Origin of the sequence: Actinomycetospora termitidis (assembly GCF_030286555.1) — a bacterium.
GTDB lineage: Bacteria > Actinomycetota > Actinomycetes > Mycobacteriales > Pseudonocardiaceae > Actinomycetospora > Actinomycetospora termitidis.
This window is the reverse complement of sequence record NZ_JASVWF010000008.1, coordinates 288,706-315,334: the sequence shown is the minus strand read 5'-3', so window position 1 is coordinate 315,334 and position 26,629 is coordinate 288,706. Positions and strand designations below refer to the sequence as shown.

General features: G+C 73.1%; 22 protein-coding genes. 13 read left to right on the top strand and 9 right to left on the bottom strand.

Features of this window, described 5'->3' with window-relative positions:
• Nucleotides 1-305 (top strand): hypothetical protein (locus QRT03_RS28445; RefSeq protein ID WP_286056533.1); only part of this gene is annotated, 305 nt, incomplete at its 5' end.
• A gap of 11 nt (nucleotides 306-316) precedes the next feature.
• Here the strand turns inward: QRT03_RS28445 and QRT03_RS28440 are convergent.
• The 3 genes from QRT03_RS28440 to QRT03_RS28430 form a co-directional block, all read right to left on the bottom strand.
• Nucleotides 317-2,308 (bottom strand): S9 family peptidase, encoded by a 1,992-nt coding sequence (locus tag QRT03_RS28440; RefSeq protein WP_286056532.1) that lies wholly within the window; start codon nucleotides 2,306-2,308, stop codon nucleotides 317-319.
• Nucleotides 2,309-2,359: 51 nt separating this feature from the next.
• Entirely contained in the window at nucleotides 2,360-2,680 is a 321-nt protein-coding gene (locus QRT03_RS28435) for an antitoxin (protein WP_286056531.1), read from the bottom strand.
• Nucleotides 2,681-3,208: 528 nt separating this feature from the next.
• Nucleotides 3,209-4,576 (bottom strand): NAD(P)/FAD-dependent oxidoreductase, encoded by a 1,368-nt coding sequence (locus tag QRT03_RS28430; protein ID WP_286056530.1) that lies wholly within the window; start codon nucleotides 4,574-4,576, stop codon nucleotides 3,209-3,211.
• Nucleotides 4,577-4,732: 156 nt separating this feature from the next.
• Here QRT03_RS28430 and QRT03_RS28425 point away from each other — a divergent pair, with 156 nt between their 5' ends.
• The 6 genes from QRT03_RS28425 (at nucleotide 4,733) to QRT03_RS28400 (ending at nucleotide 14,315) form a co-directional block, all read left to right on the top strand.
• Nucleotides 4,733-5,137, top strand: a complete 405-nt coding sequence (locus QRT03_RS28425) for a PPOX class F420-dependent oxidoreductase (RefSeq protein WP_286056529.1) — start codon at nucleotides 4,733-4,735, stop codon at nucleotides 5,135-5,137.
• A gap of 25 nt (nucleotides 5,138-5,162) precedes the next feature.
• Nucleotides 5,163-5,810, top strand: a complete 648-nt coding sequence (locus tag QRT03_RS28420) for a DUF998 domain-containing protein (protein ID WP_286056528.1) — start codon at nucleotides 5,163-5,165, stop codon at nucleotides 5,808-5,810.
• 188 nt (nucleotides 5,811-5,998) lie between these two features.
• Nucleotides 5,999-8,032 carry a hypothetical protein gene (locus QRT03_RS28415; protein WP_286056527.1) on the top strand — a complete coding sequence of 678 codons (2,034 nt, stop codon included), beginning with the start codon at nucleotides 5,999-6,001 and terminating at the stop codon, nucleotides 8,030-8,032.
• A 30-nt stretch (nucleotides 8,033-8,062) separates the two neighbouring features.
• Nucleotides 8,063-8,821 (top strand): DUF1326 domain-containing protein, encoded by a 759-nt coding sequence (locus QRT03_RS28410; RefSeq protein WP_286056526.1) that lies wholly within the window; start codon nucleotides 8,063-8,065, stop codon nucleotides 8,819-8,821.
• Nucleotides 8,818-9,633, top strand: coding sequence for a DUF2182 domain-containing protein (locus tag QRT03_RS28405; RefSeq protein WP_286056525.1), 816 nt, complete (start codon nucleotides 8,818-8,820; stop codon nucleotides 9,631-9,633). Before QRT03_RS28410 ends, QRT03_RS28405 begins: the two co-directional genes overlap by 4 nt.
• Before the next feature lie 14 nt (nucleotides 9,634-9,647).
• The gene (locus tag QRT03_RS28400; RefSeq protein ID WP_286056524.1) at nucleotides 9,648-14,315 is read left to right on the top strand and encodes a multicopper oxidase domain-containing protein; all 4,668 of its coding nucleotides are present in this window, start codon (nucleotides 9,648-9,650) and stop codon (nucleotides 14,313-14,315) included.
• On the opposite strand, the gene QRT03_RS28395 is transcribed toward QRT03_RS28400, so the two are convergent.
• The 3 genes from QRT03_RS28395 to QRT03_RS28385 are packed head-to-tail and all read right to left on the bottom strand — an operon-like array spanning nucleotide 14,278 to nucleotide 17,701.
• A complete protein-coding gene (locus QRT03_RS28395; RefSeq protein ID WP_286056523.1) occupies nucleotides 14,278-14,667 on the bottom strand; it encodes a DUF6194 family protein in 390 nt (129 codons plus the stop codon). The genes QRT03_RS28400 and QRT03_RS28395 overlap by 38 nt on opposite strands.
• Nucleotides 14,668-14,720: 53 nt before the next feature.
• Nucleotides 14,721-15,908, bottom strand: coding sequence for a cytochrome P450 (locus QRT03_RS28390; RefSeq protein WP_286056522.1), 1,188 nt, complete (start codon nucleotides 15,906-15,908; stop codon nucleotides 14,721-14,723).
• Nucleotides 15,909-15,916: 8 nt separating this feature from the next.
• Nucleotides 15,917-17,701, bottom strand: a complete 1,785-nt coding sequence (locus tag QRT03_RS28385; protein WP_286056521.1) for an MFS transporter — start codon at nucleotides 17,699-17,701, stop codon at nucleotides 15,917-15,919.
• A 147-nt stretch (nucleotides 17,702-17,848) separates the two neighbouring features.
• Between QRT03_RS28385 and QRT03_RS28380 the strand changes: the two genes are divergently transcribed.
• From QRT03_RS28380 to QRT03_RS28365, 4 genes are all read left to right on the top strand, one after another.
• On the top strand, nucleotides 17,849-18,496 hold the full coding sequence (locus QRT03_RS28380) for a TetR/AcrR family transcriptional regulator (RefSeq protein ID WP_286056520.1): 648 nt from the start codon (nucleotides 17,849-17,851) through the stop codon (nucleotides 18,494-18,496).
• 82 nt (nucleotides 18,497-18,578) lie between these two features.
• Nucleotides 18,579-20,012, top strand: a complete 1,434-nt coding sequence (locus QRT03_RS28375; RefSeq protein ID WP_286056519.1) for a DHA2 family efflux MFS transporter permease subunit — start codon at nucleotides 18,579-18,581, stop codon at nucleotides 20,010-20,012.
• A 41-nt stretch (nucleotides 20,013-20,053) separates the two neighbouring features.
• A complete protein-coding gene (locus QRT03_RS28370) occupies nucleotides 20,054-20,932 on the top strand; it encodes a polysaccharide deacetylase family protein (protein ID WP_286056518.1) in 879 nt (292 codons plus the stop codon).
• A gap of 40 nt (nucleotides 20,933-20,972) precedes the next feature.
• Complete coding sequence (locus QRT03_RS28365; RefSeq protein WP_286056517.1) at nucleotides 20,973-22,712, top strand: FAD-dependent oxidoreductase; 1,740 nt, start codon at nucleotides 20,973-20,975, stop codon at nucleotides 22,710-22,712.
• A 13-nt stretch (nucleotides 22,713-22,725) separates the two neighbouring features.
• Here QRT03_RS28365 and QRT03_RS28360 read toward each other — a convergent pair whose 3' ends face one another.
• Together QRT03_RS28360 and QRT03_RS28355 are read right to left on the bottom strand one after the other, a co-directional pair.
• Nucleotides 22,726-23,580 carry an LLM class flavin-dependent oxidoreductase gene (locus tag QRT03_RS28360; RefSeq protein ID WP_286056516.1) on the bottom strand — a complete coding sequence of 285 codons (855 nt, stop codon included), beginning with the start codon at nucleotides 23,578-23,580 and terminating at the stop codon, nucleotides 22,726-22,728.
• A complete protein-coding gene (locus QRT03_RS28355; protein WP_286056515.1) occupies nucleotides 23,580-24,620 on the bottom strand; it encodes an aldo/keto reductase in 1,041 nt (346 codons plus the stop codon). The genes QRT03_RS28360 and QRT03_RS28355 overlap by 1 nt, the downstream gene beginning before the upstream one ends.
• A gap of 97 nt (nucleotides 24,621-24,717) precedes the next feature.
• Here QRT03_RS28355 and QRT03_RS28350 point away from each other — a divergent pair, with 97 nt between their 5' ends.
• Nucleotides 24,718-25,275: a TetR/AcrR family transcriptional regulator gene (locus tag QRT03_RS28350; RefSeq protein WP_286056514.1), complete on the top strand. Its 558-nt coding sequence runs from the start codon at nucleotides 24,718-24,720 to the stop codon at nucleotides 25,273-25,275.
• Between the two features lie 3 nt (nucleotides 25,276-25,278).
• Here the strand turns inward: QRT03_RS28350 and QRT03_RS28345 are convergent, their stop codons facing one another.
• Nucleotides 25,279-25,842 (bottom strand): TetR/AcrR family transcriptional regulator, encoded by a 564-nt coding sequence (locus QRT03_RS28345; protein WP_286056513.1) that lies wholly within the window; start codon nucleotides 25,840-25,842, stop codon nucleotides 25,279-25,281.
• 78 nt (nucleotides 25,843-25,920) lie between these two features.
• Between QRT03_RS28345 and QRT03_RS28340 the strand changes: the two genes are divergently transcribed.
• On the top strand, nucleotides 25,921-26,532 hold the full coding sequence (locus QRT03_RS28340; RefSeq protein WP_286056512.1) for a pyridoxamine 5'-phosphate oxidase family protein: 612 nt from the start codon (nucleotides 25,921-25,923) through the stop codon (nucleotides 26,530-26,532).
• Nucleotides 26,533-26,629: the final 97 nt, after the last annotated feature.

Here is a 26,629-nt window from a genome sequence, read left to right as displayed (position 1 = left end):
ACGACGACACCGGCTGGACCGTGCACCAGACCCACCCCGGGCGGTTCGAGTGGACCTCCCCCACCGGCCGGGTCCACGTCCGTGAACCCGAGCCCTACCGACCGCTACCGTCACCGGTCCCGCGCACCTGGATCCGCCACCACGACGACTGGGAACCCCGCCCCCTTCCGCCCGGCACCCCCCGCCCCAACCGGCACGGCCTGATCACCGACGCCTCCCGCGACACCCAGAGCCACCTCTGCCGACGCAGCCAACGGCGACACAGCGAGACGACCGACCTCGACGACGGACCACCGCCGTTCTGATCGAGCGAGCCCTACGGCGCCAGCCATCTTCCGAAGAAGTCGAGGATGATCTCGGCCCGTTGCACCCGGCGCTGCGGGGAACCGCTCCGCGACAGCTCGTGCCCCTCGTCGGGGAAGCGCCAGTACTCGACGTCCCGCCCCAGCAGGCGCAACGCGAGGTAGAGCTGATCGGCCTGTTCGGGCGGGCACCGCAGGTCGTTGTCGGCGTGCAGGATCAGCAACGGCGTGTGGATGTCGGCGACGTAGCTCGTGGGGGAGTGCCGGCGGTAGACGTCCGGACGCGCGAGGTGGTCCACACCCAGTTCGAACCGGAAGAAGCCGGCGGCGTCCGAGCCGCCCCACTCCAGCGACAGCAGGTTGTTGGCCGCCCGCTCGGAGCACGCGGCGGCGAACCGGTCGGAGTGGCCGACCAGCCACGTCGTCATGAAGCCGCCGTACGAGCCGCCGAGCACGCCGACCCGGGCGGGGTCCAGCGTCGAGTCGTGCGCGAGCGCGCTGTCCAAGGCGGCCAGCACGTCGGCGGCGTCGACCCCGCCCCACCCGGTGCCGGGGTGCTCCGGGGCCTCCGGGGTGCGGATGGAGCGCAGCGCCGCCTCGGTGTCGCCGGTCGAGCCGTGCGGGTTGCACCAGAGCACGGCGTACCCGGCGCCGGCCCACATCGCGAACTCGTCGAACCAGGCCGTCGGGTACTGCGTCATCGGTCCGCCGTGCACCGAGAGGAGCAGCGGCAGGCGCCCGTCGGTGTCGGCCAGCACCGAGCTCGTCGGCCGCAGCAGCCACGCGTCGATCTCGCCGCCACCCGACGACGGGACGCGCAGGTGCTCGGGCTCCGCGCCCGGCAGGTCGCGGTGGAACGCCGCGGAGAACGACGACAGCACCGTCTCCCGCCCGTCGCGGACGACGGCGAGTTCCGGACGACGGGTGGGGGTGGTCGTGAGCACCGCCAGCGTGCCCCCGGCCTCGTCGTACCCGACGATCGCGCGCGTCCCGCCGAGCACCTCGGTGGGCTCGCGGGAGCCGTCGGCGGGCACCGAGTACAGCGGCTGCGTCCCGTGCTCCTCCACCGCGAAGAGCAGTTCGTCCCCCCACCACACGGGCGGCCGGCCGCCGACGAACGGGGCCGCCTGCCGGTCGAGCCCGCCCGTCAGCGTTGTGACCTCGCCGCCGTCCACCGCGATCACGGCCATCTGACCGAAGGAGGGCACGAGCGCGACGTCCTCGGCGATCGCCGCGATCCGCGTGCCGTCGGGGGAGAACGCCGGGCGGCTGAACGCGACGTCCGTGGACCGGGTGAGGGGGCGCAGCACCTCGGAGGCGGACGGCTCGAGGTCGATCAGGTGCAGTGCGTCGGTCAGGGTGAGGTCGGCGTCCGGCTCGTCGCGCACCGTTGAGACCGCGAGGATCCGGCCGTCCGGGGACCAGGCCGGCCCGCCGATGTCGAAGCGGTGGTGCGCGACGAGCCGGGGAGCGCCCGGGGTGTCGGCGGGCACGACGAACACCGCCCGCGGGCGGTCGATGATCCAGCCCTCCCCGTCGAGCTTGGGGAAGAGCCGGTCGATGCGGCGGGGCAGCTTCGTCGGGTCGGGCGTGCCGTGGACCGTGAAGGGCGGCGCGTCCGGCCGGGCCTCGCGTGAGGTGAACGCGAGCGCCGACCCGTCCGGCGCCCACGCGAGTTCGCCGATCGCCTCGCTGCGTTCGGCGAGCACGACCGGCTCACCGGGTCCGTCGACCGGCAGCACCATCAACCGGTGCTTCGCCTCGGGGCCCGGCGTCGAGCGGGTGAAGGCGAGGCGCGTGCCGTCCGGGGACCAGCGCGGGTTCGCGTCGCCGTCCCCGCCGGTCAGCGGCCGTGGCGTCCCGTCGCCGTCGGCGATCCAGATCCCGCTGCGGTAGCGGTCGGCCTCCAGGTCGACCCGGGTGACCACGAGGGCGATGCGACGCCCGTCCGGTGAGACCCGGGGGTCTCCGGGGCTGACGAGACGGGCGATGTCGGCCGGCTGCACGGAGCGCGACGCTAATCGGCCCTGCTCCGCGCCGCCCACCGCTTTCCGGTCCTAGCGGTCGGCCCGCTCGCTCGGGTACCGGCGGGTCGCGGACGGTCCGGCGTCGCCGTAGGGGTCGTACCGGGACTGCTGCGGCCCGTACTGACCGGCCTGGCTCGGCCCGGGAACGGTGCGGCCCGGGACGCTGGTCTCCTTGCGCACCTGGCGCAGCGCGCCGTCGATCTGGCGGCGGAAGCGACCGTTCGTGCGCTGGTCGATGAAGGACGCCGCCTGGTCGGCGTACCGGTTGACCTTCTCCGGGTTCTGCCGTGCGTACTGGCGGGCCGCGGCCACGGCGGCACCGAGAGCGGCGACTCGACGGATCAGAGCCATGTGCTGCACCTCTTGGGTCGGGGGCGGTCCGGTGGATCCCCTCGTGGATACCACGACGGGACGCAGATCATCCGACCCGGGCACTGTTCGATCGGGCGCGACCGGATGCCGGGCGACTTCGTCGCGCTCGACAATTCCGGGGAGTTGTGTAGCCGGGCAGCACACCTCCGGGTCTGGGGGGGTGACCCGGATTTCGTCGGGGGGAGACGTTGCTGCCCGGCTACGTCTGCACCATATTCCACGAGGCCGACTCCAACAAGGTGAATTCCTCCACGTGCACACCTCCGCATCGGTTCTGTGAGTCCTCTGTGAGCGGAGGATCTCGCAGGTCACGGGGCCGATGGGGGTATTCCCCACCCTCGGGGGTGACAATGGATCCACGTCGGGTTCCCTTTCTCGGGACCGACGGTCCCGCGCGTTCCTGCGAACGCCGGAAATGGCTGCCCTGCTGGACCGATTCCGCTCCTCCGAACACGATGCCGATCACCTCGCCGGACACGGCGACCGCGTGCCGGAGAACGCCGCCGATCAGCTCCCCGCCGCCCCGCCCGACGTCGCGTGCGGGAAGCCCAGGTGGTGCTGCGGCACCTCCGGCGAGGCCGTGTCGAGGGGGATCGCGGGCGAACGGACGAGCCCGAGCTGGGCGCTCTGGCGCGGTTGGAGCGCCTCGAGGGCCCAGTCGACCGCGGTGCGTAGACGGTTCCCCGGCATGGCGGCGAGGTGGTAGCCGCGGGTCACGACCTTCGCCGGCAGCCCGGTCAGCGGGATGTGCAGCGGGGCGGCCGCCGCCTCGAAGCCACCGAGGTCGACGACGAAGCCGAGGTCCCGGTGCCGGTAGGGCCGCACCGTCCCGTGGCCGAGCGACGCGGCGACGTTGCGGCCGGCGAGGTTCCCCTGCCGCACCGCGTGCTGCGCGGTCATCGGGGTGGCCTCGCCCGGTCGGGTCGGGTCGGGGACCGCCGCCGCGTCCCCGCACGCGTACAGCTCCGATCTACCCGGTACCTGGAGCGTGGGCTCGACGACGACGCGGCCGTCCTCGATCTCGATGTCGAGACCCTCGATCAGCGGGTCCGCGCGCACCCCGACGCACCAGAGCAGGGTGCGGGTGGGGATCCGCTGCCCGGACGAGAGCAGGACGCCGTCGTCGTCCGCCTCGTCCATGGTGGTGTCGGTGTGCACCTCCACCCCGCGGCGGCGCAGCACCGCGTCGGCGGTGCGGGACAGGTGCTCGTCGAGACCCGCGAGGACCGCCCCGCGACTCACCAGCACCCACCGCATCGAGTCCGGGTCGAGGCCGCGGCTGCGGGCGAGCGCCCGGGTGAACAGCTGGCCCTGCGCGGCCACCTCGGTCCCCGTGTAGCCCGCACCGACGACGACGAAGGTGCAGCGGGCGGCGACCTCGTCGGGATCGTCGCTCATGGCCGCGAGGTCGATCTGCCGCACGAGGTGGTCGCGCAGGTAGAAGGCCTCGGGCACCCCGCGGAAGCCGACCGCGTACTCGTTCACGCCGGGGATCGGCATCACCTTGTGGACGCTGCCTGCGGCGAGGACGAGCCGGTCGTAGGAGGTGCGGTGCGCCTGGCCCTCCGGGTCCAGCCAGCCGATCTCGCGCGCCTCGAGGTCGATCGCGTCGACCTCCCCGGGCGCGTGGCGCACGCACGGGGGCAGAGCGTCGGAGAGCGCGACCGCGATGCGGCGCGGTTCCAGGATCCCGCCGGCCACCTCGGGCAGCAGCGGCAGGTAGAGGAAGTAGTTGGTCGGGCTGACGACGACGATCTCGACCTCGCCGCGCATCCGCTTCGCCAGCGACTTCGCGGTGTGGAACCCGGCGAACCCGCTGCCGACGATCACCACCCGGGGTCGCGTGCGGTCGGAGCCGATGCCGGTGGGCGTCATGTCCGCCGAGGGTGCCCGAAGCCGGACGGCGCCCGGAACCGGCCTCGTGACCACGGGATGTCGTTCGTGTGACGGGTGCGCGCTGTGATCGGGAACGCCGTGTGACGTGGTTCGCGCCGGCTCGACTCCACGACGATCACGGGTACCGATGGGAGTGTGACTGCCTCGCTCGTGACCCTCGGAGACCAGCGCTTCGTCTCCCTGACGACCTTCCGGCGCTCCGGTGACCCGGTGGCGACGCCGGTGTGGGTCGCCCGCGACGGCGACGGCCTGGTCGTCTACACGACCGCCGAGAGCGGCAAGGTCAAGCGACTGCGGAACGACGCCCACGTCGAGCTGCGCGCCTGTGACCGTCGCGGCAGGGTCGCCCCGGGCACGCCGACCGTCGAGGCGACGGCCGCCGTCGACGACTCCGAGGGAGCCGTGGAGGACGCCGAGAGCCTGCTGAAGGCCAAGTACGGCTGGGAGTTCGGCGGCATCCGGCTGCTGCAGACCGCCGAGCGCTTCCGTCGCGGTGGCCCGCCCCGAGAGCGGGTCGTGCTGCGGCTGACGGTGGATTGACGGGCCTCCGGGTCATCCTGGTCCCGTGACGATCTCCGCGACCCGCGTCCGGACCTCCCTGCTGGGGACGGCGGGTGCGGTCGTGACGATCGCGGTCGTCGCGGTCGTCGGGCTGATGCACCTCGTCGAGCCGTGGTCGCGACACGACCCGGTGCGACGCACGATCAGCGAGTACGCCGTCGGGCCCGGCGGATGGCTCTTCGACATCGCCGTGCTCGGTCTCGTCGCGGCCACCGGGGCCGTCGTGGCGGCCCTGTACGTCCGGGACGTGGTGACGCCGACGGCGCTCGTGCTCTTCGCCGTGTGGTGCGTGGGCCTCGTGCTCGTGGTCGTCTTCGAGAAGACCAACTGGTCGATCGGCCCCAGCGTGTCCGGGTACGTCCACCGCTACGCGAGCCTGGCGGCGTTCTTCGCGCTGCCCGGTGCGGGGCTCCTGGTGGCCCGCCGGCACCGGGGTGAGCGCTGGGCCGCCTGGGTCACCGTGTTCTCCGTGGTGGCCCTGGCGTCGTTCCTGCCGATCATCGGCGCGATCCTGCTGAACCCGGTCCTCGCGACGCCCTGGTACCGCGCGGTCCCGCTCGGTCTGATCGAGCGCGTGCTCTCGCTCGCCGAGGTCGCGGTGATCGTGGTGCTCGGGCTCCGCGCGCCGCGCCGCGAGAAGACATTTCCGTAGCGTCCACGATCACGTGCGCTGAGTACCGATCATCCTGACCCTGTGCGTTCGTACTGGTACGCGCCGTTCGTCGTGAAGTTCTGATTTGCGCTCATCGGGTGGCGGATCTGTCCGATGATGAATGGTGTTGGTAAGACCGTCGTGAGCGATTCGACGATTCGTCGACGCATTTGCGACGGGGGGCCTTCGTGGCTGAGAAGAAGCTTGCCGCTGTCGGACCGGTCGACCCGGGCAACGGATTCCCCCGGTGGTACGAGGACGAGAGCGGGGTCCGATTGGCGCTCGGGCTGGACCCGGACGATCCCAACATCGCCGCGCTGGAGGTCGGACCGGGAGCGATCGTGTTCCCGACGAATTACCCGGGCGAGGCGTTCTACTTCCTCGTCGAGGCCGAGGTCCCGATCGGGGGCACGGCCGGCGACGGCCGGGCCAAGCTGGTCCTGGGCCTGGAGGCGACCTTCGCCGGCCTCGGTGAGCCCGCCCCTGACCAGCAGATCGTCTTCGGCCGCACCCGTCTGCGCATCCAGAACGGCCGTCCGGAGACGGAGTACACCTTCACCCATCCCTACGGGGCCCACACCGCGTCGACGGACGACCGGGGGAAGGTCGACGTCACGGTCGACATCGGCGTGGCGCCCGGACAGTTCGCGGACGCGCTGGGTGCCGGAGTGGCGCCGTTCCTGCGGTGGACCTCGGGCGCCGCACTCGGTGCTGGTGAAGGAGAACCGCCGGACGGCTACCTCGGAATTCACGGCACCCCGCACACGGTGACCGGGAGTCCGGAGGAGACGAATTTCTTCCGGGTGGAGGGAATCGGTGCCGCGACCGGATCGGGGCAGCCGGAGTCGTCCGAGACGGCGTTGTTCTCGCTGCAGGGCAAGGTGGCCACGGAGATCGGCGCGCAGGTCGTCCGGGCCGTGCGTCCGGCTCCCGGCGCCGCGGACGTGTTCGCCTTCTCGGCGCCCGGACAGGAGCTCGTCGTCACGGGCGACGGCGTCCCGGTCACGGTCATGCGGGGCGTCGGTCGGAACTACGCGGCGCGGGTCAGCACAGCGGCCGACGAGATCGAGGTGCTCAACCGCACCCGTGGAGGCGGGTCGGGCCCGACGCCGGTCACCGACCTCGTCACCGTCGAGACCGCCACCTTCGACCTGGACGCCGTCCCATCCGTCCTCCGCGTACGTGCGGTGTCCTCCGGGACGGCCCCGCTCGAGCTGGTGGGGTTCGGCCCGATCGCGAACGGGGTCGACGAGACCTTCGCGGTCGACGCACCCCCGGCGAGCGTGCAGGTCAGCGTCGCCGGAAAGGTCCTCGCTACCCGGGAGGTCGTCCTCGACGGCGCTGCCTCCGTCTCCGAGTCGCCGACGGCGGTCATCACGGTCACGACCCCGGCGGGTGTCCGGTCCCACGTCACCCCGGGCGAGGAGGTGACCCTGGACAGCTCGGGCTCCACGGGGGCGCTCGTCAACCGCACGTGGACGGCGTCGGGCGGCGGACAGATCGCCGACGCCACGGCTGCCGCGACGACTCTGACGATGCCGCTGGCGCCGGGGTCGGTGAGCGTGACCCTCACGGTCACCGACACCGCGGGACGGACGGCGGACACCAAGACCGACGTGACCCTCACGGTCACCGACACCGCGGGACGGACGGCGGACACCAAGACCGACGTGACCGTCGAGGCGCCTCGGGCGCCGCTGGCCCACCCCGGGGCAGACCGGACGGTCGACGTCGGAGAACCCGTCACGCTCGACGCCGGCGCCAGCCTCGGCGCGCGGACCTTCCGCTGGACGACGCCCGACGGGGACGCCGCCGACATCGACGGGCCCGACTCGATGCAGCCGACCGTCACCCTGCGCCGGGGAGGCCCGGTGTCGCTGCAGCTGACGGTCACGGGCCCGGGCGGGCCGGACAGCGTCGCCGACGTCGTTCTCACCGGGCGCCCCGGCACGGTCGCGATCGACCGCGCCGAATACCGCACGGACAAGAAGCAGTGGCGGGTGTCCGGTCGCGCGAGTGGACCCGACCCCGCCCGACGACGGCCCGACCGCGTCACGGTGTCGACCCCGCTGGGCGGTCTCGGGGAGGCCGTGGTGGACGCCGCCGGGGCCTGGTCACTGGTCGCAGGCCTGGTCGGATCGGCTCCGCTCGCGGGCGACCGGGTGACGGCCGGCTCCCGCCACGGCGGAGTGGCCGAGGCCCCGCTCACCGTTCGTCGTTGACCCGCCCCGACCACCGGAAGGCGTCCTGCCATGCCTGAGATCGACTCGGGGCCCTACGAGCTCCACGGCACCTTCATCGAGGCGTGCGACTGCTACGTGGTCTGCCCCTGTTGGGTGGACGACGAGCCCGACGAGGGCCACTGCACCGGACTGATCGCCTGGAGCCTCGCCGCCGGATCCGTCGTCGCGGGCGTGCCCGTCGGCGGCCGCACCGTCGTCAGCGTCTCCACCCACTCCGGGCCACGTCGCGTCGACGGAGCCGGGAACCCGACCACGTCGACCTACCTGTACGTCGACGCCGGCGCCGACGAGCAGGCCCGGCACGCACTGGTCCGCGCGTTCTCCGGCAGGTCCGGCGGACCTCTGGAGACGCTGGCCGAGGTCAGCGGCACCGTCGTCGGGGACGACCGGGCGCAGGTGACGGTGGAGGAGTACCGCGACCGCTGCTGGGAGGTCCGCGTGACGAAGGGCGACACGCCCTTCGTGCACGCCTCGGGAGAACCTCGGCGGTTCGACGGCCGTCCCGATCCGCTCGAGCTGTCCCACACGGCGCTCTCGTACGAACTCGGGGTGCCGGAGGACGCTCCGCGCGTCGAGGCGCAGGGCGGTCGGGCGATGGGCATCCACGTCGGAGCCCTTCCCGGCGGATACCTGGACGTCGTCGGGCGCTCCGGGATGCGCGGCTCGTTCCGCTACTCCCACGCCGGGGAGCCGGACCCGGAGCCGCCCCGTCCCGCGAACGCCGTGGAGCCCGAGGACGAGGCCGCGCCCGACGCGGACGACGAATGAGCGCACCGGCGCGGGCCCGGACCGTGGACGACCGCCTGCTCGCGGGGGTCGTGCTCGCGCTGGCCGCACTCGGGTGGCTCGCGCTCGCCTGGCCCGGTTCGCCGGTCGCCCACCACGAGGTCCCGACGACGGGTCCGGTCATGCCGGGCATGCCGGGGCACGACGGAGCCCACCACGGCGGGAGCGGCGCGAGCTTCGGCACCGAGATCGGCGCGTGGGTGGTCATGGTCGTCGCGATGATGCTGCCGCCCGCTCTGCCGCTGCTGCGGACCCTGAGCCGGCTGGTGGCCCGGTCGCCCCGGCCGACGCTGCTCCTCGCACTCGGCATGGTGGTGTTCGTCGGGGTGTGGGCGCTCGCGGGCGCCGTGCTGGTCGGAGCGGCCGCAGTGTGGCGGGCGCTCGACCCGTTCCGGACGCCGGCCACGACCGAGCTGGCGGCCGGCCTGGTGCTCGCCGTCGCCGGCGCCTACCAGCTCAGCCCGCTCGCCCGTCGCTGCCTGCGGGCCTGCCGCACACCCCGCAGCTTCGCGGTCGCGTACTGGCGCGGGGTCCGTCCGCCCTGGCAGGAGACCGCCCGGCTGACCGGCGCCTACGCGGCGTCGTGCGTCGGATGCTGCTGGGCCCTCATGGTCGTCTCCCTGGTCGTGGGCGTGGCCGCGCTCCCGGTGATGGTCGTGCTCGCCGTCGTGATGACGGCCCAACGGCTCCTGCCGCACGGTCGACGCCTGGTCACCCCGACCGCCGTCGCCACCCTCGTCCTCGCCGCGGCCGCCCTGCTCGGCCTCCTGCCCCCCGGCGTCCTCACCGTCTGAGCCCGGAGGCTCCCGTGTCGAAACCCATCGTCGAGGTCGTGGCCCTCTCGGTCCCGATCGTCTACACCAACGACGGCGACCACGACCCGAACGGCATGCTCTACACCCTGAGCGGCTACGAACCCCTGATCCGGTGGCTCCGCGACCGCTGGAACGACCGCGAGCAGCGGCTGCCGCGCCTGCACCGCCGGCGCGACCTGGCGCAGATGGTCGTCGACGGCCTCGACCGCTACGCGGCGATGGTCGAGATCCTCGAGCGGAAGTCGGGCCCGGAACGCGACCTGCTGCGTGACCGCACGGCGAAGCCACCGGTCGAGGAACAGGAGCCGGACCCGACCCGCGGGGACACCGACCCCCGGTTGCTGGCCGTCCGCCAGAACTACCACGCCACGGTGACGGAGATCCTCGCGGCGCTCGGCGAGCTCACGGGCCGGGAGGTGGAGGAACTCGCGGAGGAGGAGTCCGTCCGCACGGTCTGGCGCGAGCAGTGGGCGCAGGCGGTCGTCGCGCTGGACGCCCAGATTCGTGGGCTGCTGGACCAGGTCGACGAGTCGTTCGACCGCGCGTTGCCCGGGCTCGTGGCCGCCAGCGGGATGTCCCGCCGGCGGGTGCGCCGCCTGTTGCTCAACGACCATCGGACGGACGTCCGCGGGCTGGGCGACCGCACCCCGCCCTACGACCGCGTCAACCCGATGCGGCCGGTGCCCGTGATCCGGCCCCTCGTGCTGCGGGCGTGCCGGGGCGACGAGCTGATCATCCGATTCCGCAACGAGATCGCGGACCGGGCCGTCGGGCTGCACCTGCAGGGCGACGGGCCCGTCGACCCGATGAGCGACGGCTCGCACGTCGGGACCAACCCGTCGTCCCTGCGCCGCCGCGGTGACCCGACCCTGACCCTGCGCTGGCGGTGCGACCACGAGGGCGTCTGGCCGATCAACGATCTCGGCGACGTCCGGGGTGACGAGCAGGGGACGAACGCGCACGGGCTGTTCGCCGCCCTCGTGGTCGAGCCCGAGGGCGCGACGTGGAGCGACCCCGAGACCGGGGAGACCATCAGCGGGACCGCCTGGAGCGACGGGCCCGACGTCGATGTCCACGTCGCTCCGCAGCGGGCGCCGAGGACACCGTTCGGCGAGTTCCCGAGCACCGGGCCCGACGAGGACCACCGCGAGTTCACGGTCTTCATCCACGACGAGCCCGAGGTGCACTCGGCCTTCCATCTCGTCGCCGAACACACCGTGATGCCGCTGTCCTACCGCGCCGAACCGATGCCCAACCGGCTCCCGCACCACATGCGCCGCCTCGTCGAGGCGACGTCGGCCGAGCCACCGCCGGGCCAGGTCGGGGTGGACCGGCGGGCGTTCGGATGGAAACTGGACGACGAGCTGGGCGAGGTCTTCCGGACGGCGCGCACGCCCGACGGTCGCTGGCTCGAGCTGATCGCGGGCGAGGAGCAGCACCACAGCTCGTGGCTGTTCGGCGACCCCGTCACGCCGATCTTCCGTGCCTACCGTGGTGATCCGGCGCGGGTGCGCCTGGTCCACGCCGGGGTCAAGGAGACCCACGTCTTCCACCTGCACGTCCACCAGTGGCGGGCGGTGGCGGAGGACCCCACGTCGCAGCTGCTCGACTCGGTCACCATCGGCCCGCAGACCGCGGTCACCATCGATCCGCTCTACGGGTCCGGGAGCCGCCAGCACGCCCTCGGCGACATCATCTGGCACTGCCACCTCTATCCCCACTTCCACCACGGCATGTGGGGTCTGTGGCGCAGCTTCGACCGGATCGTCGACGCGGTCGCCGAACCGGACCCCGAGGTGACGGGCGGCGTCGTCTACCCCGACGGGCGCTACATCGCCCATCCCGACGGGTCGCCGTGCCACCCGCTGCAGCCGCTGCCAGGCCGCACACCTCCTCCCCGCACGGCGACGCTCCCGGGCTTCCCGTGGTTCATCGACGCGCAGGTCCCGTCGAAGGCGCCGCCCCCACCCGCGGTGATCGACGCGCACGTCGGTGGCCGGCGGCGCCTGCTCGAGCTCCCGGCGCACTCGGCGCTGGAGTACGAGGCCTTCGCCCCGGGGGTCAAGGCGAAGCGGGAGACCGGCGCGCTCTTCGTCGACCTGGACGGCCAGGCCGCGCAGTGGGACGGGCGTCCGTGGCGCGTCCTCAGCTACGACGTCGCGGTGCGTGAGGAGCCGGTCGAGTACAACTCCCACGGGTGGCACGACCCGCACGGCCACCGCTACGAGCTGATGGCGGTCGAGGTCCGCGAGGGCGGGAACGTGGAACGGATGGCCCTGCCGGAGACCCGGCAGGACGGGTCCGTGGAGCCGTTCTTCCCGCGGGCGAACCACGGCGACATCGTCGAGCTCCGCCTGCACAACGAGCTCGGCACCCTTCCACCGGACCACTTCGACCTGACGGCGCTGCCCGTCGAGTGCGGGCTCCACGTCCACCTCGTGAAGTTCGACGTCCTCGCGGCCGACGGCTCGTCGACCGGCTGGAACTACCTGTCCGGCGCGAGCTGCACCGAGGCTGTGGGCCCGAACCGCCCCGGCGAGCCGGCGCGGAACGTGTCCTTCCACCGGTGGGTGGTCGACGAGGAGTTCGGGCCCTGCTTCTTCCACGACCACCTGCTCGCCAACTACCGCCAGAAGCGCGGACTGTTCGCGGCGTTAATCGCCGAACCGCGCGGCTCGGACTGGTTCACGCCGGACCGCACCGCGAGGGCGTGGGTCGGGGCCCAGGCCGTCGTCGTCCCGCCCGACGAGAAGGACGCCTACCGGGAGGCCTGCCTCGGCATCGGCGACTTCATCCCGCTCTACGACCGCTCGCACCACCCGCTCAACGCGCCGAACGAGCTCGGGTCGGACAACGACCCCGGCGTGATGGGCGTGAACTACCGGAACGCACCTCTGAGAGAGCGGGGGAAGGACCCGTCGTCGTGGTTCGCGAGCCGCGTGGCCCGACCGGACGAGGAGGAGCCGGAGGCCGTCGGCGGCGATCCCGACACCCCGATCATCGGCACCTACCCCGGCGACCGGCTGCGGGTCCGTCTCATCCAGGGCTCGCACGAGGAGCAGCACAGCTTCGTCACCCACGGCCTGCGCTGGCGGCACGAGTGGAAGAACCCGACGTCCCGCCTGGTCGACCAGCAGACGCTCGGCATCTCCGAGGCCTTCACCCTCGACATCAGCCAGGAGAACAGTCCCTACGGCCCCGGTGACCACCTCTGGCGGTGCGCGGCCATCGACGACCTGTGGCTCGGGTGCTGGGGCCTGGTCCGCGTGCACACCCCGGGAGCCCGACCGCTGGACCACCTCCCGACGCTCCCGGGACGTGAGTGGGCCGACGTGCGGGCCACGCGCGCGGTGCCGGAGCGGCCGCAGCCGCAGTACCCCGCGGTCCCGTCGGTCGGGCCCCGTCCTCCATACGCCTGGGCGACTCCCCGGGCGCGGACCTACGTCGTGGCCGCGTGCCGGGAGGAGATTGAGTACGCGGACGCGCTGAGCGACCCCTGGGGCCTGCGCTACGTGGAGGTCGACGGCTGGGACCCCGAGATCGTCGACGGTCGTCCGACCGGACGCATCCGAGCGCGCGGTGGTCGCGCCGACGATCCCGTCGAGCCCCTGGTACTGCGGGCGCGCGCCGGGGAGTGGGTGCGTGTCGTCCTGATCAACGAGCTGTTCACCAGACCGTCGTCGCTCGCGGAATCGCCGATCGATCCGCTCCTTCCGCCGTTCGGACCGGAGACGAATCCGCCGGCGGTCCCGCTGGACGTCGAGCGGACGGTGTCGCCTCGGGTCTCGCTGCACGCTGGTCTGGTCCGCTACGACGTCGTCACGGACGACGGTGCGTGGGTGGGCGGCAACCACGACGGCACCGTCCCGCCCCTCGGGGCGGTGCCGGGCGAGCACGGCGGTCACGCCGTGGAGGCCGAGAAGGGCGGGGTGGCGCGCCGTACGGACCACGCCGCCGCCCACGACCGTGCCAACTGGGCCGAGTACTGGTGGTACGCCGACCCACTGCTCGACGACCGGGTCGCGGGCCAGGTGTGCCACCTGCAGGACATGGCGGACGTCCGCAACCACCGGCACCACGGCCTCGTCGGTGCCCTGGTGGTCGAGCCCGCCGACGCGACTCCGAGGTACTGGACGGGCTCGCGGACCGCGGTGTTCCGGGAGGGACATCCCGACGTCGCGGAACAGGTGCTCGTCGTGCAGGACGGGCTCCGCCTCTTCCTCGGCGGTCGTCCGACCGCTCCGTTGCCGGACATGGAAGAAGGCGATGCCGAGGACGCGGGGCAGAAGGGGATCAACTACCGCACGGCACTCGTCGGGCGCCGTGGGCTCGCCGTCGAGCCGGTGACGCCGGTCTGGGAGGTCGAGCCGGAGCAGGAGCTGTGGCTCCGACTGGTCGGCGGGTGCGACAAACCCCGCAACCACACGTGGACCGTCCACGGGCACGCCTGGACGTTCGCACCCTGGACGAAGCACGGCCCGTGGGTGGGCGCCCTCTCGGGGCTCACGGCAGGCTGGGTGCGGGACCTCGTCCTGACCGCTGCGAAGAAGCCCGGCGACTACGCCTACCGCAGCGGCGCCTTCCGGCACGCGGTCGTCGAGGGGCTGTGGGGGATCCTGCGGGTCAGGTCCGGGTCGCCTTCGCGTAGGCGGCGTCGATGAGCTCCCGCACCCGCGGCCACGACGACGTCGGGTTGAGGACGCAGACGAAGCCGAGGCGGCCGTAGTCCGGGTGCGGCATGACGACGTCGAGCGTGGTCAGGTCCGCGTCCGGGTCGGCCACCGCGGCGGCGAGGTCCTTCGGCAGGCCCAGGTTGAGGCGGTAGACGCCGGGCCGGTCGAGGTCCGACCCGTCGTCGTACGCGTTCGAGGTGACGAAGGTGGCCCACGGGCGCTGCTGCGCCGGTGGGATCGTCCCGTCCGGGTCGTACACGGCGAAGTGGTCGCCGTTCGCCTCGAGCATCCGGGTGCCGGGGTAGGTGGCGAGCAGGTCACGGAGTTCCTCGACGTCCATGCCGCCAGGAAGTCACGATTCCGGAGATCCATGTGCGGCACAAGTGACGCACATCACCATGCGACGGGCAGTTCCACCAGGCCGTGGATCGCGCGGTGCGAGGCGAAGCGGACCTCGTCGTCGGGAACGGCCAGGCGCAGCCCCGGGAAGCGCCGCAGCAGCGCCGGGAACGCGACCCGCATCTCCAGGCGCGCGAGCGGGGCCCCCAGGCAGTGGTGGATGCCGTGTCCGAAGGCGAGGTGGCTCGTCGTCGGGCGGGTGACGTCGAGGCGCTCCGGGTCGTCGAGCAGGTCCGGGTCGCGGTTCGCGCTCGGCAGGTTGAACGAGACGAGGTCGCCCGCGTGGATCGTCACGCCGCCGAGCTCGACGTCGTGACGGGCCAGCCGGGGTGAGCCGGAGTTCACGATCGTGAGCCACCGGAGCAGCTCCTCGACCGCGGCCGGGACGGCCTCGTCGTCGTCGCGGACGAGCGCGAGCTGCTCGGGGTGGCGGAGCAGCGCCAGCGTCCCGAGCGCGAGCATGTTCGACGTCGTCTCGTGGCCGGCGACCAGCAGCAGGTTCGCGACCCCGACCAGCTCGTCGTCGGCGATCACGTCGGCGTGCTCCCGGATCAGCATGCCGAGCAGGTCCTCACCCGGGTCGCGCCGGGCGCCTGCGACCAGGCCCTGCATGTAGGCCAGCGCCTCCGCGGCCAGTGCGACCTTCTCGGACTCGGGCAGCGTCATGTCCAGCTGACGGGCCGTCCGCTCCTGGAACTCGTCCTGGTCGGCGAGCGGCACCCCGAGCAGCTCGCAGATCACCAGGGACGGGATCGGCAGGCCGAAGGACGACACCAGGTCCGCGGGCGGGCCGCTGCGCTCCATCGCGTCCAGGTGCTCGTCGACGATCTCGACGATGCGCGGTTCGAGCCGGCGCATCCGGCGCACCGTGAACTCGGGCGTGAGCAGGCGCCGCAGCCGGGTGTGGTCCGGCGGGTCGAGCGCGAGGAGGTTCCCGGCGCGCTCCCCGGAGAGCTGCCGCGGGTCACGGCCGGCCTCGCCGAGGTCGGCGGGGGTCCAGCCGTTGGCGAACCCGTCGGCGTCGCCGAGCATCCGGCGGACGTCCTCGTGGTGGGTCAGCAGCCAGGCGCTCGGGCCGAACGGCGTCGGCACCCGGACGACGCCCTCGCCCTCGCGGACGGCGACGACGTCGGGCGCGGGTCCGAAACCGTCGCGGCGGGTGGTGATCTCGGTGGTGCTCACGGTCCTCCTCAGACGGGGGTCGGGGCGGGCAGGACGGCGGGTCCACGCAGGTCGACCTCGCGGTGCAGCGGCCCCGGCCCTCCGAGGTGCTCGGCGTGGGCGAGGCCGTCGGCGCGGACGACGAGCAGGTGCGGTTCGCCGTCCCCGACGGCGGCGACGGCGTAGGTCCCGTCGGCCGCGGAGACGGCCCGCCCGAGCTGACGACCGGCGTTGCTGACGACGGTCACGGTGGCGCCCGCCAGGGGCGCCCCGTCGTGCCGGACGACGCCGCGGACGAGGGGACGGGCGACCGGTGCCGTCGGCGGCTCCCGGTCCCGCGCGGGGGCGACCGCGGCTCCGGTCGCCGTCTCGTCGGCGGCGCCGACCGCTGCCTCGGCTTCCGCGGCCGGGGCCACCGCCGCCGCGTCCGCCGCCGGGCGACGCGGGACGAACGCCATGATGACCAGCGCCACGAGGGCCGCACCCGCCCCGAGCAGCATGACCAGCACGAACGCCGTCTCGGTCGGGGCTCCGGCCGAGGTCACCAGCGTGGCCAGCAGCACGCCCGCGATCGCGCTCGCGAACGAGGTGCCGAGGGCCCGCATCAGGTTGTTCAGGCTGTTCGCGGCCGCGGTCTGCGTGACCGGCACCGCCGCCATGATCAGTGCCGGCATGGCGCCGTAGGCCAGGCCGATACCGCACGCGATCGCGACCGAGCTGATGATCAGCTGCCACACCGCGGCGTGGAACAGGGCGCCGATCCCGTACCCGACCGCGACGACGACGGCCCCGATCATCAGCGTGGTCCGGGGACCGGAGGCCGCGCTGATCCGCGCCGAGACCGGCGACATCAGCATCATGCAGAGTCCGCCGGGCGCGAGGACCAGCCCGGCGACGAGGATCGACTGCCCCAGCCCGTACCCGGTCTCGACGGGCAGCTGCAGCAGCTGCGGGTAGACCAGCGACATCGCGAACATCGAGAAGCCGAAGACGATCGAGGCGGCGTTGGTGAGGAGCACCTGACGGCGGGCGCTCACCCGCAGGTCCACCAGCGGCTGCGGGGTGCGCAGCTCCCAGAACGCCCACGCCAGCAGCACCACGACGGCGACCACGAACAGCGTCACGGTCGTCGCGCTGCCCCAGCCCCAGCTCGACCCCTTCGAGACGGCGAGCAGCAGGCTGACCAGGGCCACGGCGAGGCCGACGGCGCCGACCAGGTCGAACCGTCCGCCCGTCCGTTGCGACGACTCCGGCACCAGCGCGAGCACGAGCAGCAGGACCACGACGCCGAGCCCGCCGGCGGCCCAGAACAGCACGTGCCAGTCCGCGGTCTGCGCGATCAACGCCGCCAGCGGCAGGCCCAGCGAGCCGCCGACCCCGAGCGACGCGCTCATCAGGGCCACGGCCGAGCCGAGCCGCGCCGGCGGCAGCTCGTCGCGCATGAGGCTGATGCCCAGCGGGATCAGACCGGTCGACAGCCCCTGCAACGCCCGGCCGACGATCAGCGGGACCAGTGACGTCGACAGCGCGGCGACCACCGACCCGGCGATCAGCATGACGAGGCAGAACAGCAGCACCCGACGCTTGCCGATCATGTCCGCCACGCGGCCGACGATCGGCACGGCGACCGCCGCGGTCAGCAGCGTCGAGGTCACGATCCAGGCGGTGTCGGCCGGGGCGGCCCCGAGTAGGCGCGGGAACTGCGGCACCAGGGGGACGACGAGCGTCTGCTGCAGCGAGACGGTGATCCCCGCGAGGGCGAGGACCGCGACGAACGCGGGCGCCCGGGTGGGCGCCGGGGTGGAAGTGCTCACGGCTCTCCTCGTGGTGGCGGCACCGCTATCTTGGCAGAGAGTGCCATAAAATCGCAGCGAGACGCAGGTCTCGTTGTCGGTCCTGGCGCCGAGGGTAATTTTGGCACTGAGCGCCATCGCGGCGCTCGGTGACACGAGGAGGGTCGGATGGGCGACACTGCGGTGATGACCCCGTCCGCTCCCACCCGCGGCCGTCGTCCGATGTCCGACCGGCGCCGCTGGTTGCAGCGACTCGAGATCTCCCGCGCGGCGATCCGGCTGTTCGCCGAGCAGGGGGTCACCGAGACGACGGGGGAGCAGATCGCCGAGGCCGTCGGTCTGTCCGCCCGCACCCTGTGGCGCTACTTCCGCAGCAAGGAGAGCTGCGTGGAGCCGGTGCTGTCGCTGACCACCGACGCCTTCGTCGAGACCCTGCGCCGCTGGCCCACGGGAACCGCCCTCGAGGAGCACCTCGTCGCCGACCACCGACCGCCGGAGCAGGACGGCGAGGCCTCCCTCGCGGTCGTCGCGATGTCCCGCCACGAGCCGGCCCTCCGGGCCATCTGGCTCGTGGTCTACGAGCGCGCGGAGGCCGTGCTCGCCGAGGTCGTGGCCGAACGTCTCGGCCGCGAGCCCGACGAGCTCGCCGTCCGCGTCCAGGCGGCGACGCTCGCGGCCGCACTGCGCATCACCACGGAGGACATCGCGGCGGACTGCGCCGACGGACGCACCCGCCCTCGCGAGGAGGGCCTCGCCCGGCTCTCCGAGGCGGTGCGGTCGGCGACCCACGGCGTCGTCGGCGACGTCCCCGCCTGAACCCCCGCCTGGACCCCGCCCACCTCTGCCGGTTCGAGCTCCGCTCCGCTCCGTCTCCCACCCGCCGTCAGGAAGGCCTGCCATGACCGCGCGCGCCGACACGCGCCCCGACCCCGCCGCGCCGCCGCGCGCGGGGCTGCTGATCGCCGTCCTCGTCGGATCGGCGTTCGTGATGATCCTGAACGAGACGATCCTGTCGGTCGCCCTGCGCGACCTCACGGTCGACCTCGCCGTCCCGGCCACCACGGCGCAGTGGCTGACCAGCGGCTTCCTCCTGACGATGGCCGTGGTCATCCCGATCACCGGCTACCTGCTCGACCGCTTCACCCCCCGCGCGGTGTTCCTCACCTCGCTGTCGCTGTTCAGCGCCGGCACCCTGCTCGCCGCGCTCGCCCCGGGCTTCGGGGTGCTGCTCGCGGGGCGCGTGGTGCAGGCCGCGGGGACGGCGGTGATGGTGCCGCTGCTGATGACGACGATCATGCGGCTCGTCCCGTCCGAGCGGCGCGGGGCCACGATGGGCACGATCACCATCGTCATCGCGGTCGCCCCGGCGCTGGGCCCGACGATCGGCGGAGCGGTGCTCGCGGGGCTGGGCTGGCGCTGGATGTTCGGTCTCGTGTTCCCGCTCGCGGTGATCGCGCTGATCATCGGCGCCCGCTACCTGCGCCTGTCCTCGACCACCCGCCGCGTGCCGCTGGACGTCGTGTCGGTCCTGCTCTCGGCGGTCGGGTTCGGTGGCCTGCTCTACGGGCTGTCGGCCATCGGGGAGTCCGGCGGGGAGCACCCGGTCCCGCCGTGGGCCGCGGTGGTCGCCGGCCTCGTCGCGCTCGGGATCTTCGTGGCGCGCCAGCTGCACCTGCAGCGCTCCGACGTCGCCCTGCTCGACCTGCGGGTGTTCACCCGCCGCCCGTTCTCGGTCGCGGTGGCGACCAGCGTCCCGCTGTTCATGTGCCTGATCGGGGCCTCGGCGATCCTGCTGCCGCTCTACCTGCAGACCGTCCTCGGCGTCTCGACCTTCGCCAGCGGGCTCGCCGTCCTGCCCGGCGGTCTCGTCCTCGGGCTGCTCGGTCGCCCGGTCGGGGCGCTGTTCGACCGGGTCGGCGCGCGTCCGCTCGTGCTGCCCGGCGCGGTCATGACGGCGGGTGCGCTGTGGCTGTTCGCGACCCTCGGCACCGGCTCGCCGCTCGCGGCCGTGATCGGCATCCACGTCCTGCTCATGGCCGGGCTCGGCCTGATGATGACGCCGCTGATGACCGAGGGGCTCGGGTCGCTGCCCGACCACCTGTACTCGCACGGCAGCGCCGTGCTGTCCACGCTCCAGCAGGTGGCGGGCGCCCTCGGCACGGCGGTGTTCGTGACGGTGGCCGCGCTCGGCAGTGCGGCCGGCGCGCCGGCGCCCGATGCGTCCGGCCTGCGCACCGCGTTCGTCGTCGCCGGGGTCGTCGGGTTGGTCGCCCTCGTGGCGGCGACGTTCGTCCGCAGCCGGCGCCGCGAGCCGGAGCCCGTGGCGGGGTAGAGCCGGGTAGACCCGTCAGCCGACCGGGAACTCCTGCTCGTATGCCGAAGGAGATCCTGGTCAGCTACGGAGTCGACATCGATGCGGTCGGGGGGTGGCTCGGCTCGTACGGCGGGGAGGACTCGCCGGGGGACATCTCGCGCGGGTTGTTCGCCGGCGACGTCGGGGTGCCGCGGGTGCTCGAGCTGTTCCGGCGGTACGGGCTGCGGCAGACGTTCTTCTGGCCCGGGCACTCGGTGGAGACGTTCCCCGAGCAGTTCGACGCGTGCGTCGCCGCCGGCCACGAGATCGGCGTGCACGGCTACAGCCACGAGAACCCGATCGCGATGTCGCGGCAGCAGGAGTCCGACGTCCTGGACCACTGCATCGCCCTGATCGAGAAGCGCTCGGGCACGCGGCCCACCGGCTACGTCGCGCCGTGGTGGGAGTTCTCGCCGATCACCAACGAGCTCCTGCTCGACCGCGGCCTGCGCTACGACCACTCGCTGATGCACGACGACTTCACGCCCTACTACGTCCGCGTCGGCGACTCCTGGACGAAGATCGACCTGGAGCGCGACGCCGCGGACTGGATGAAGCCGCTGGTCCGCGGGCAGGAGACCGACCTGGTCGAGCTGCCCGCCAACTGGTACCTCGACGACCTGCCGCCGATGATGTTCGTCAAGGGCAGCCCGAACTCGCACGGGTTCGTCAACCCGCGCGACATCGAGCAGCTCTGGCGCGACCAGTTCGACTGGGTGTACCGCGAGATGGACTACGCCGTGTTCACGATGACGATCCACCCGGACGTCTCCGGGCGGCCGCAGGTGCTGCTCGCCCACGAGCGGCTGATCGAGTACATCAACGCCCACGACGGGGTGCGCTGGCTGACCTTCGACGAGATCGCGCAGGACTTCCAGGCCCGCTCGCCACGTGGTTGAGGTTGCAACCGGTCGTCGGGAAGCATCAGGATTCCCGACCATGGTGACCACCGACGTCGTCGTCGTGGGGACCGGGCCGGCCGGGGCGTCGATGGCGCTCGCGCTGGCCCGGCTGGGCGTGGACCACATCGTGGTCACCCGCTACGAGACGCTCGCGGCCGAGCCTCGCGCGCACATCACCAACCAGCGCACGATGGAGGTGCTGCGCGACCTCGGCGTGTCCGACCAGGTCGAGGCCCTGTCCACGCCGCAGGACCAGATCGGCACGACGACGTTCTGCACCTCGCTGGCGGGCGAGGAGCTCGGGCGGGTGCGCTCGTGGGGCACCGACCCGCACTCGCAGGCGGCCCACCGCCTGGCGAGCCCCGCCCGCATCTGCGACATGCCGCAGAACCTCATGGAGCCGATCCTCGTGCAGGCCGCCCAGCGGGCGGGCTCGCGGATCCGCTTCTCCACGGAGTACCTGTCGCACGCGGTCGACGACGACGGAGTGACGGTCTCGGTCCGCGACCGGCTGCGCGACGACACCTACGAGATCCGCGCGAAGTACCTCTACGGCGCCGACGGCGGGCGCTCGAAGGTCGCGGAGAACGCGGGCCTGCCGATGCGCGGGGAGATGGGCGTCGCGGGGTCGCTCAACATCGTCTTCCGGGCGGACCTGACGCCGTGGGTCGCCCACCGCCCGAGCGTCCTGTACTGGGTGCTGCAGCCCGGCTCCGACGTCGGCGGCATCGGGATGGGCGTCGTGCGGATGGTCCGGCCGTGGAACGAGTGGCTGACGATCTGGGGCTACGACGTCGCCGACGGCCCGCCGGACCTGTCCGACGAGTACACGCGGGGCCTGGTCCGGCGGCTGGTGGGCGTCGACGACCTGGAGGTCGAGATCGTCGGCAGCTCGGCGTGGACGGTGAACCACATGGCCGCCGAGCACTACGGCCGCGGCCGCGTGTTCTGCGGCGGCGACGCGGTGCACCGCCACCCGCCGTCGAACGGGCTGGGGTCGAACACGTCGATCCAGGACTCGTTCAACCTCGCCTGGAAGCTGGCGTACGTGCTGCGGGGCGCAGCGGACCCGGCGTTGCTCGACACCTACTCCGACGAGCGCGCGCCGATCGGGCGGCAGGTCGTCGACCGGGCGAACCAGTCCATCGGCGAGACCGGCCGCATCTTCGACGCCCTCGGCGTGAGCGGCACCGACGACCCCGAGGTCATGAAGGCGAACATGGCCCGCCGTCGGGAACCCGGGGCGGAGAAGCAGCGCCGCGAGCTGCGCGAGGCGATCGCGTTCAAGGCCTACGAGTTCGACGCGCACGGCGTCGAGCTCAACCAGCGCTACGTCTCCTCGGCGGTCGTGCCGGACTCGCTCGCGCCGGACCCGCTGGCCTCCGCGGAGGACCCGGAGCTGCACCACGTCCCATCGACGACGCCGGGCGCCCGCGTGCCGCACGTCTGGCTCGCGGGACGCCACGGCGACGTCTCGACGGTCGACCTCGCCGGGCACGGCCGCTTCACGCTGTTCACCGGCCCCGGCGGGACGTGGCCCGCCTCGGAGCTGGTGCACGTGATCGTCGTCGGGCCGGGGGAGGAGATCGAGGACCCCTACGGCGACTGGGCGCGGCTGCTCGCCGCCGAGGGGATCGCCGACTCCGGGGGCGTGCTGGTGCGGCCGGACCACCACGTGGCAGCGCGGTTCGCCTCGGTGCCCGACGACCCGGCCGCGGTGCTGGAGCAGACGATGCGGTGTGCGCTGCGCGCAGGTGAGCAGAAGTTGTCGTCATAGCGACACTTACTACTCACCTGCGAAGCACCTCGTCGGCCACCCACCGCACGACCTTCTCCGGGTACGGCGCCGGCAGCGACAGCACGAGGTGGGAGAACCCGGCGTCCACGGCCTGCGCGACGTGGGCCCGGGTCGCCGCAGGGTCGTCGTAGGAGACCCCGACGACCAGCGAGCGCGTGATCGAGGCGGGATCGCGGCCGATCTCGGCGCAGTACCGGTCGAGCAGGGCGCCGCGCGCTCTCGCGTCCTCGACGTCGCCGCCCGGGTAGTTCCAGACGTCGGCGTGCTCGGCGACCACCCGCAGCGTCCGCCCGGCGCGACCGCCGATCACCAGCGGCGGACCCGGACGCTGCACCGGCTTCGGGCTGCAGTACGCGCCGGTCAGCTGCAGGTACTCCCCGTCGACGTCGAACGGCTCGTCGGCGGTCCAGAGCCGGCGCAGCAGGGCGCACGTCTCGTCGAGCCGGGCGACCGCCTCCGCCGAGTCCCAGTACGGCAGGCCGTGGGCCTCGTACTCGCGGCGGGCGAAGGGGACGTCGGGGCGTGAACCCGCGCCGAGGCCCATGTCGAGCCGGCCCCCGCTGACGACGTCGACCGTCGCGGCGATCTTCGCGAGGACGGCCGGCGGGCGGAACCGGTTGCTGGTGACGAGCACCCCGAGCCGGAGCCGCTCGGTCGCGGCGGCCAGCGCGGCGAGCAGTGTCCACCCCTCGAAGGTCGGCCCGAGCGGGTCGCCGAAGATCGGCAGCAGGTGGTCGAAGAGCCATGCGTGCTCGATCTGCTCCACCGTGTCGGCCTCCTGCCAGACGCGGAGCAGCTCGTCGTACCCGACCTGGCTCGGCGGGGTGACGATCCCGAAGCTCGGCATCAGGCGGCCGACCGGTCGGACTGCGGTCGCCGACGCAGCCGGGGCTCGGCCAGGGGCGGCGTGCCGTAGGCGTGCGGGAGCGGGCTGACGTCGGTGCCCGGGGCGACGATCTCGTCGATCCGGTCGAGGATCTCGTCGTCGAGCGTGACCTCGGCGCCGGCGAGCACGTCGTCGAGGTGGGCCATCGTGCGCGGGCCGATGATCGCGCTCGTGACCGCGGGGTGCGCCGTCACGAACGCCATCGCGAGGTGCGTCAGCGACAGCCCGGCCTTCTCGGCGAGGGTGATCAGTGCCTCGACGGCGTCGAGGCGGCGCTCGTCGCGCATGTGGGAGAAGCCGTACTGGGCCCGGTGGGTGTCCGGTGCCTGGCCCTTGCGGTAGCGCCCGGTCAGCATCCCGCCGGAGAGCGGGCTCCACACCAGTGCCCCCATCCCGTACCGCTCGAGCGCCGGCAGCACCTCGCGCTCGATGCCGCGGTCGAGGATCGAGTACGGCGGCTGCTCGGTGCGGAAGCGTTCCAGGCCCCGGCGCTCGGCGACCCACTGGGCCTCGACGATCTGCGACGCCGGGAAGGTCGACGACCCGATGGCGCGCACCTTGCCGCTGTGGACGAGGTCCGACAGCGCGGACAGCGTCTCCTCGACGTCCGTGTCCGGATCGGGCCGGTGCACCTGGTAGAGGTCGATGTGGTCGGTCTGCAGGCGGCGCAGCGAGTCCTCCACCGCGCGGACGAGCCAGCGGCGCGAGCTGCCGCGCATGTTCGGGTCGTCGCCCATCGGGTTGAAGGCCTTGGTCGCGAGGACGACGTCGTCGCGCCGGGTGGGTGGGAGCTGGCGCAGCGCCTTCCCGACGATCTCCTCGGACTCGCCGCGGGAGTACATGTCGGCCGTGTCGACGAAGTTGATCCCGGCGTCGAGGGCCCGGTGGATGATCCGGACCGAGTCGTCGTGGTCGGCGTTGCCCATCGCCCCGAACATCATCGCGCCGAGGCAGTAGGGGCTGACCTGGATGCCGGTGCGGCCCAGCGTGCGGTACTTCACGGGTTCTCCCTCGCGGGTGCGCTATCGTCGTCCCGAAACGGAACGTGCTTCCGGAACTCTAGACGGAACCTGGTTCCGCTTGCAAGGAGGTGTCCTCGTGTCGGCTCCCCGCCGGGTCCGCGCGGACGCGCAGCGCAACATCGGGGCGCTGCTCGAGGCCGCCACCGAGGTCTTCGCGACGGCGGGTGTGGACGCCCCGGTGCGGGAGGTCGCGGCGCGGGCGGGGGTCGGGGTCGGCACGGTCTACCGCCACTACCCGAAGCGCTCCGACCTGGTCGCCGCGGTGTTCCGGCATCAGGTGGACGCGTGCGCGGAGGCGGCCCCGGTCCTCGCGGCGGAGTACGGGCCGGGGGAGGCCCTGGAGCGGTGGCTGGGGCGGTTCGTCGACTTCCTCGCGACGAAGCGGGGTCTCGCGGCCGCCCTGCACTCCGGCGATCCGGCCTTCGACGCCCTGCCGGCCTACTTCGACGCCCGGTTCACGCCCGCGCTCACGCAGTTGCTCGACGCCGCCGTGGCGGCCGGAGAGGTGCGCGACGACGTCCCGGCAGTCGACCTGCTGAACGCCGTGGCGCACCTGTGCCTGCCCGCCGAGGGCGTGGGCCCCGACCACGCCCGCCGGATGACCGCCCTGCTCGTGCGCGGTCTGCGGGTCTGAGCCTCAGACCGCCAGTGCATCGAGCGCGGCGAGCGCCCCGCGGACGGCGGCCTGCTGTGGTGCGGCGTCCTGCCGGGCCCGGGCGAGGACGAACCCGCCCTGCACCACCGCGACGACCATGGCCGCTGCCGCCGCGGTGTCGGCGTCCGGGCGGAGCTCGCCGGCCGCGCGACCGGCGTCGAGCACGTCGGTGACCCACTGCTCGAGGCCGTGGAGGTACTGGTCGGCCACCCCGCGCAGGTCGTCGTCGTCGACCACCTCGGCGTCCTGCACGAGGCGCCCGATCCGGCAGCCGCGCAGTGGGTCGCGCAGGCTGCCGAGGAACGCCCGGACCCGCTCGAGGGCGGGGAGCGACGGGTCGTCCGCCGTCTCGAGCCCGGTGGTCATCTCGTCCGCGGCGTGCTGCATCGCGGCGCGCGCGAGGTCGGCCTTGCCGCGGAAGTGGTGGTACATGCTGCCCTGCCCCGCGCCCGAGCGCGCCAGGATCATCGCGGGGCTGGTCGCGGAGTAGCCGCGCTCCCAGAGCAGATCGGCGGTCGCCTCGACCAGGGCGTCACGGGTGCTCACGACGCCGAGTGTAACGACGAGTATGTACAGTCGGCTTCTGTAACAACTAGTATGTACGCACCCGATCGAGGAGGAGCGATGAGCCGATTCGCGCACCTGACGTCCACCGCGCCGGTCCGCGCCGTCCAGGAGGAGCAGGGCAGCCTGCGGGCGAACGCCCGCCGGCTCGCGGGGGGCGACGCGGAGCCGGACGCCCTCGGCCCCCTCGAGACGGAGTTCGTCGGCGACCTCGACGGCTTCTACCTCGCGACGGTGAACGCCGACGGCTGGCCCTACATCCAGTACCGGGGCGGCCCGGCCGGCTTCGTGCACGTGCTGGACGAGCACACCCTCGCGTTCGCCGACGTCCGCGGCAATCGGCAGTACCTGAGCGCCGGCAACCTGCGCACCAGCGACAAGGTCGCGCTGTTCTTCATGCGCTACTCGACGCGGACCCGGCTCAAGGTCCTCGGCCACGCCCGGTCGGTGCGGCTCGACGAGGAGCCCGAGCTCGCGGCGCGCGTCTCCGACGTGCGCACCGACGGCGTTGTCGAGCGGCTCGTCGTGGTCGACGTCGAGGGCGTGGACTGGAACTGCCCGCAGCACATCACTCCCCGGTTCACCGTGGACGAGATCCAGGAGGGCGTCGGCGTGCTGCAGGCGCGGATCGAGGAGCTCGAACGGGAGAACCGGCGCCTGCGGAGCGCGTAGGGAACGGCGACCCGGCGCCGAGAAGCACACCAGGCACCTTCTCGGGCGCCCGGAGGTGCCTGGTGTGCTGCTCGCGAAAGCGCGCGCGGTGGTCCGC

Coding starts and splice junctions, on each gene's coding strand:
- QRT03_RS28410 (WP_286056526.1), top strand. CDS start 8,063: ATGCCTGAGATCGACTCGGGGCCCTACGAGCTCCACGGCACCTTCATC.
- QRT03_RS28430 (WP_286056530.1), bottom strand. CDS start 4,576: ATGACGCCCACCGGCATCGGCTCCGACCGCACGCGACCCCGGGTGGTG.
- QRT03_RS28380 (WP_286056520.1), top strand. CDS start 17,849: ATGGGCGACACTGCGGTGATGACCCCGTCCGCTCCCACCCGCGGCCGT.
- QRT03_RS28435 (WP_286056531.1), bottom strand. CDS start 2,680: ATGGCTCTGATCCGTCGAGTCGCCGCTCTCGGTGCCGCCGTGGCCGCG.
- QRT03_RS28340 (WP_286056512.1), top strand. CDS start 25,921: ATGAGCCGATTCGCGCACCTGACGTCCACCGCGCCGGTCCGCGCCGTC.
- QRT03_RS28360 (WP_286056516.1), bottom strand. CDS start 23,580: ATGCCGAGCTTCGGGATCGTCACCCCGCCGAGCCAGGTCGGGTACGAC.
- QRT03_RS28365 (WP_286056517.1), top strand. CDS start 20,973: ATGGTGACCACCGACGTCGTCGTCGTGGGGACCGGGCCGGCCGGGGCG.
- QRT03_RS28395 (WP_286056523.1), bottom strand. CDS start 14,667: ATGGACGTCGAGGAACTCCGTGACCTGCTCGCCACCTACCCCGGCACC.
- QRT03_RS28375 (WP_286056519.1), top strand. CDS start 18,579: ATGACCGCGCGCGCCGACACGCGCCCCGACCCCGCCGCGCCGCCGCGC.
- QRT03_RS28405 (WP_286056525.1), top strand. CDS start 8,818: ATGAGCGCACCGGCGCGGGCCCGGACCGTGGACGACCGCCTGCTCGCG.
- QRT03_RS28370 (WP_286056518.1), top strand. CDS start 20,054: ATGCCGAAGGAGATCCTGGTCAGCTACGGAGTCGACATCGATGCGGTC.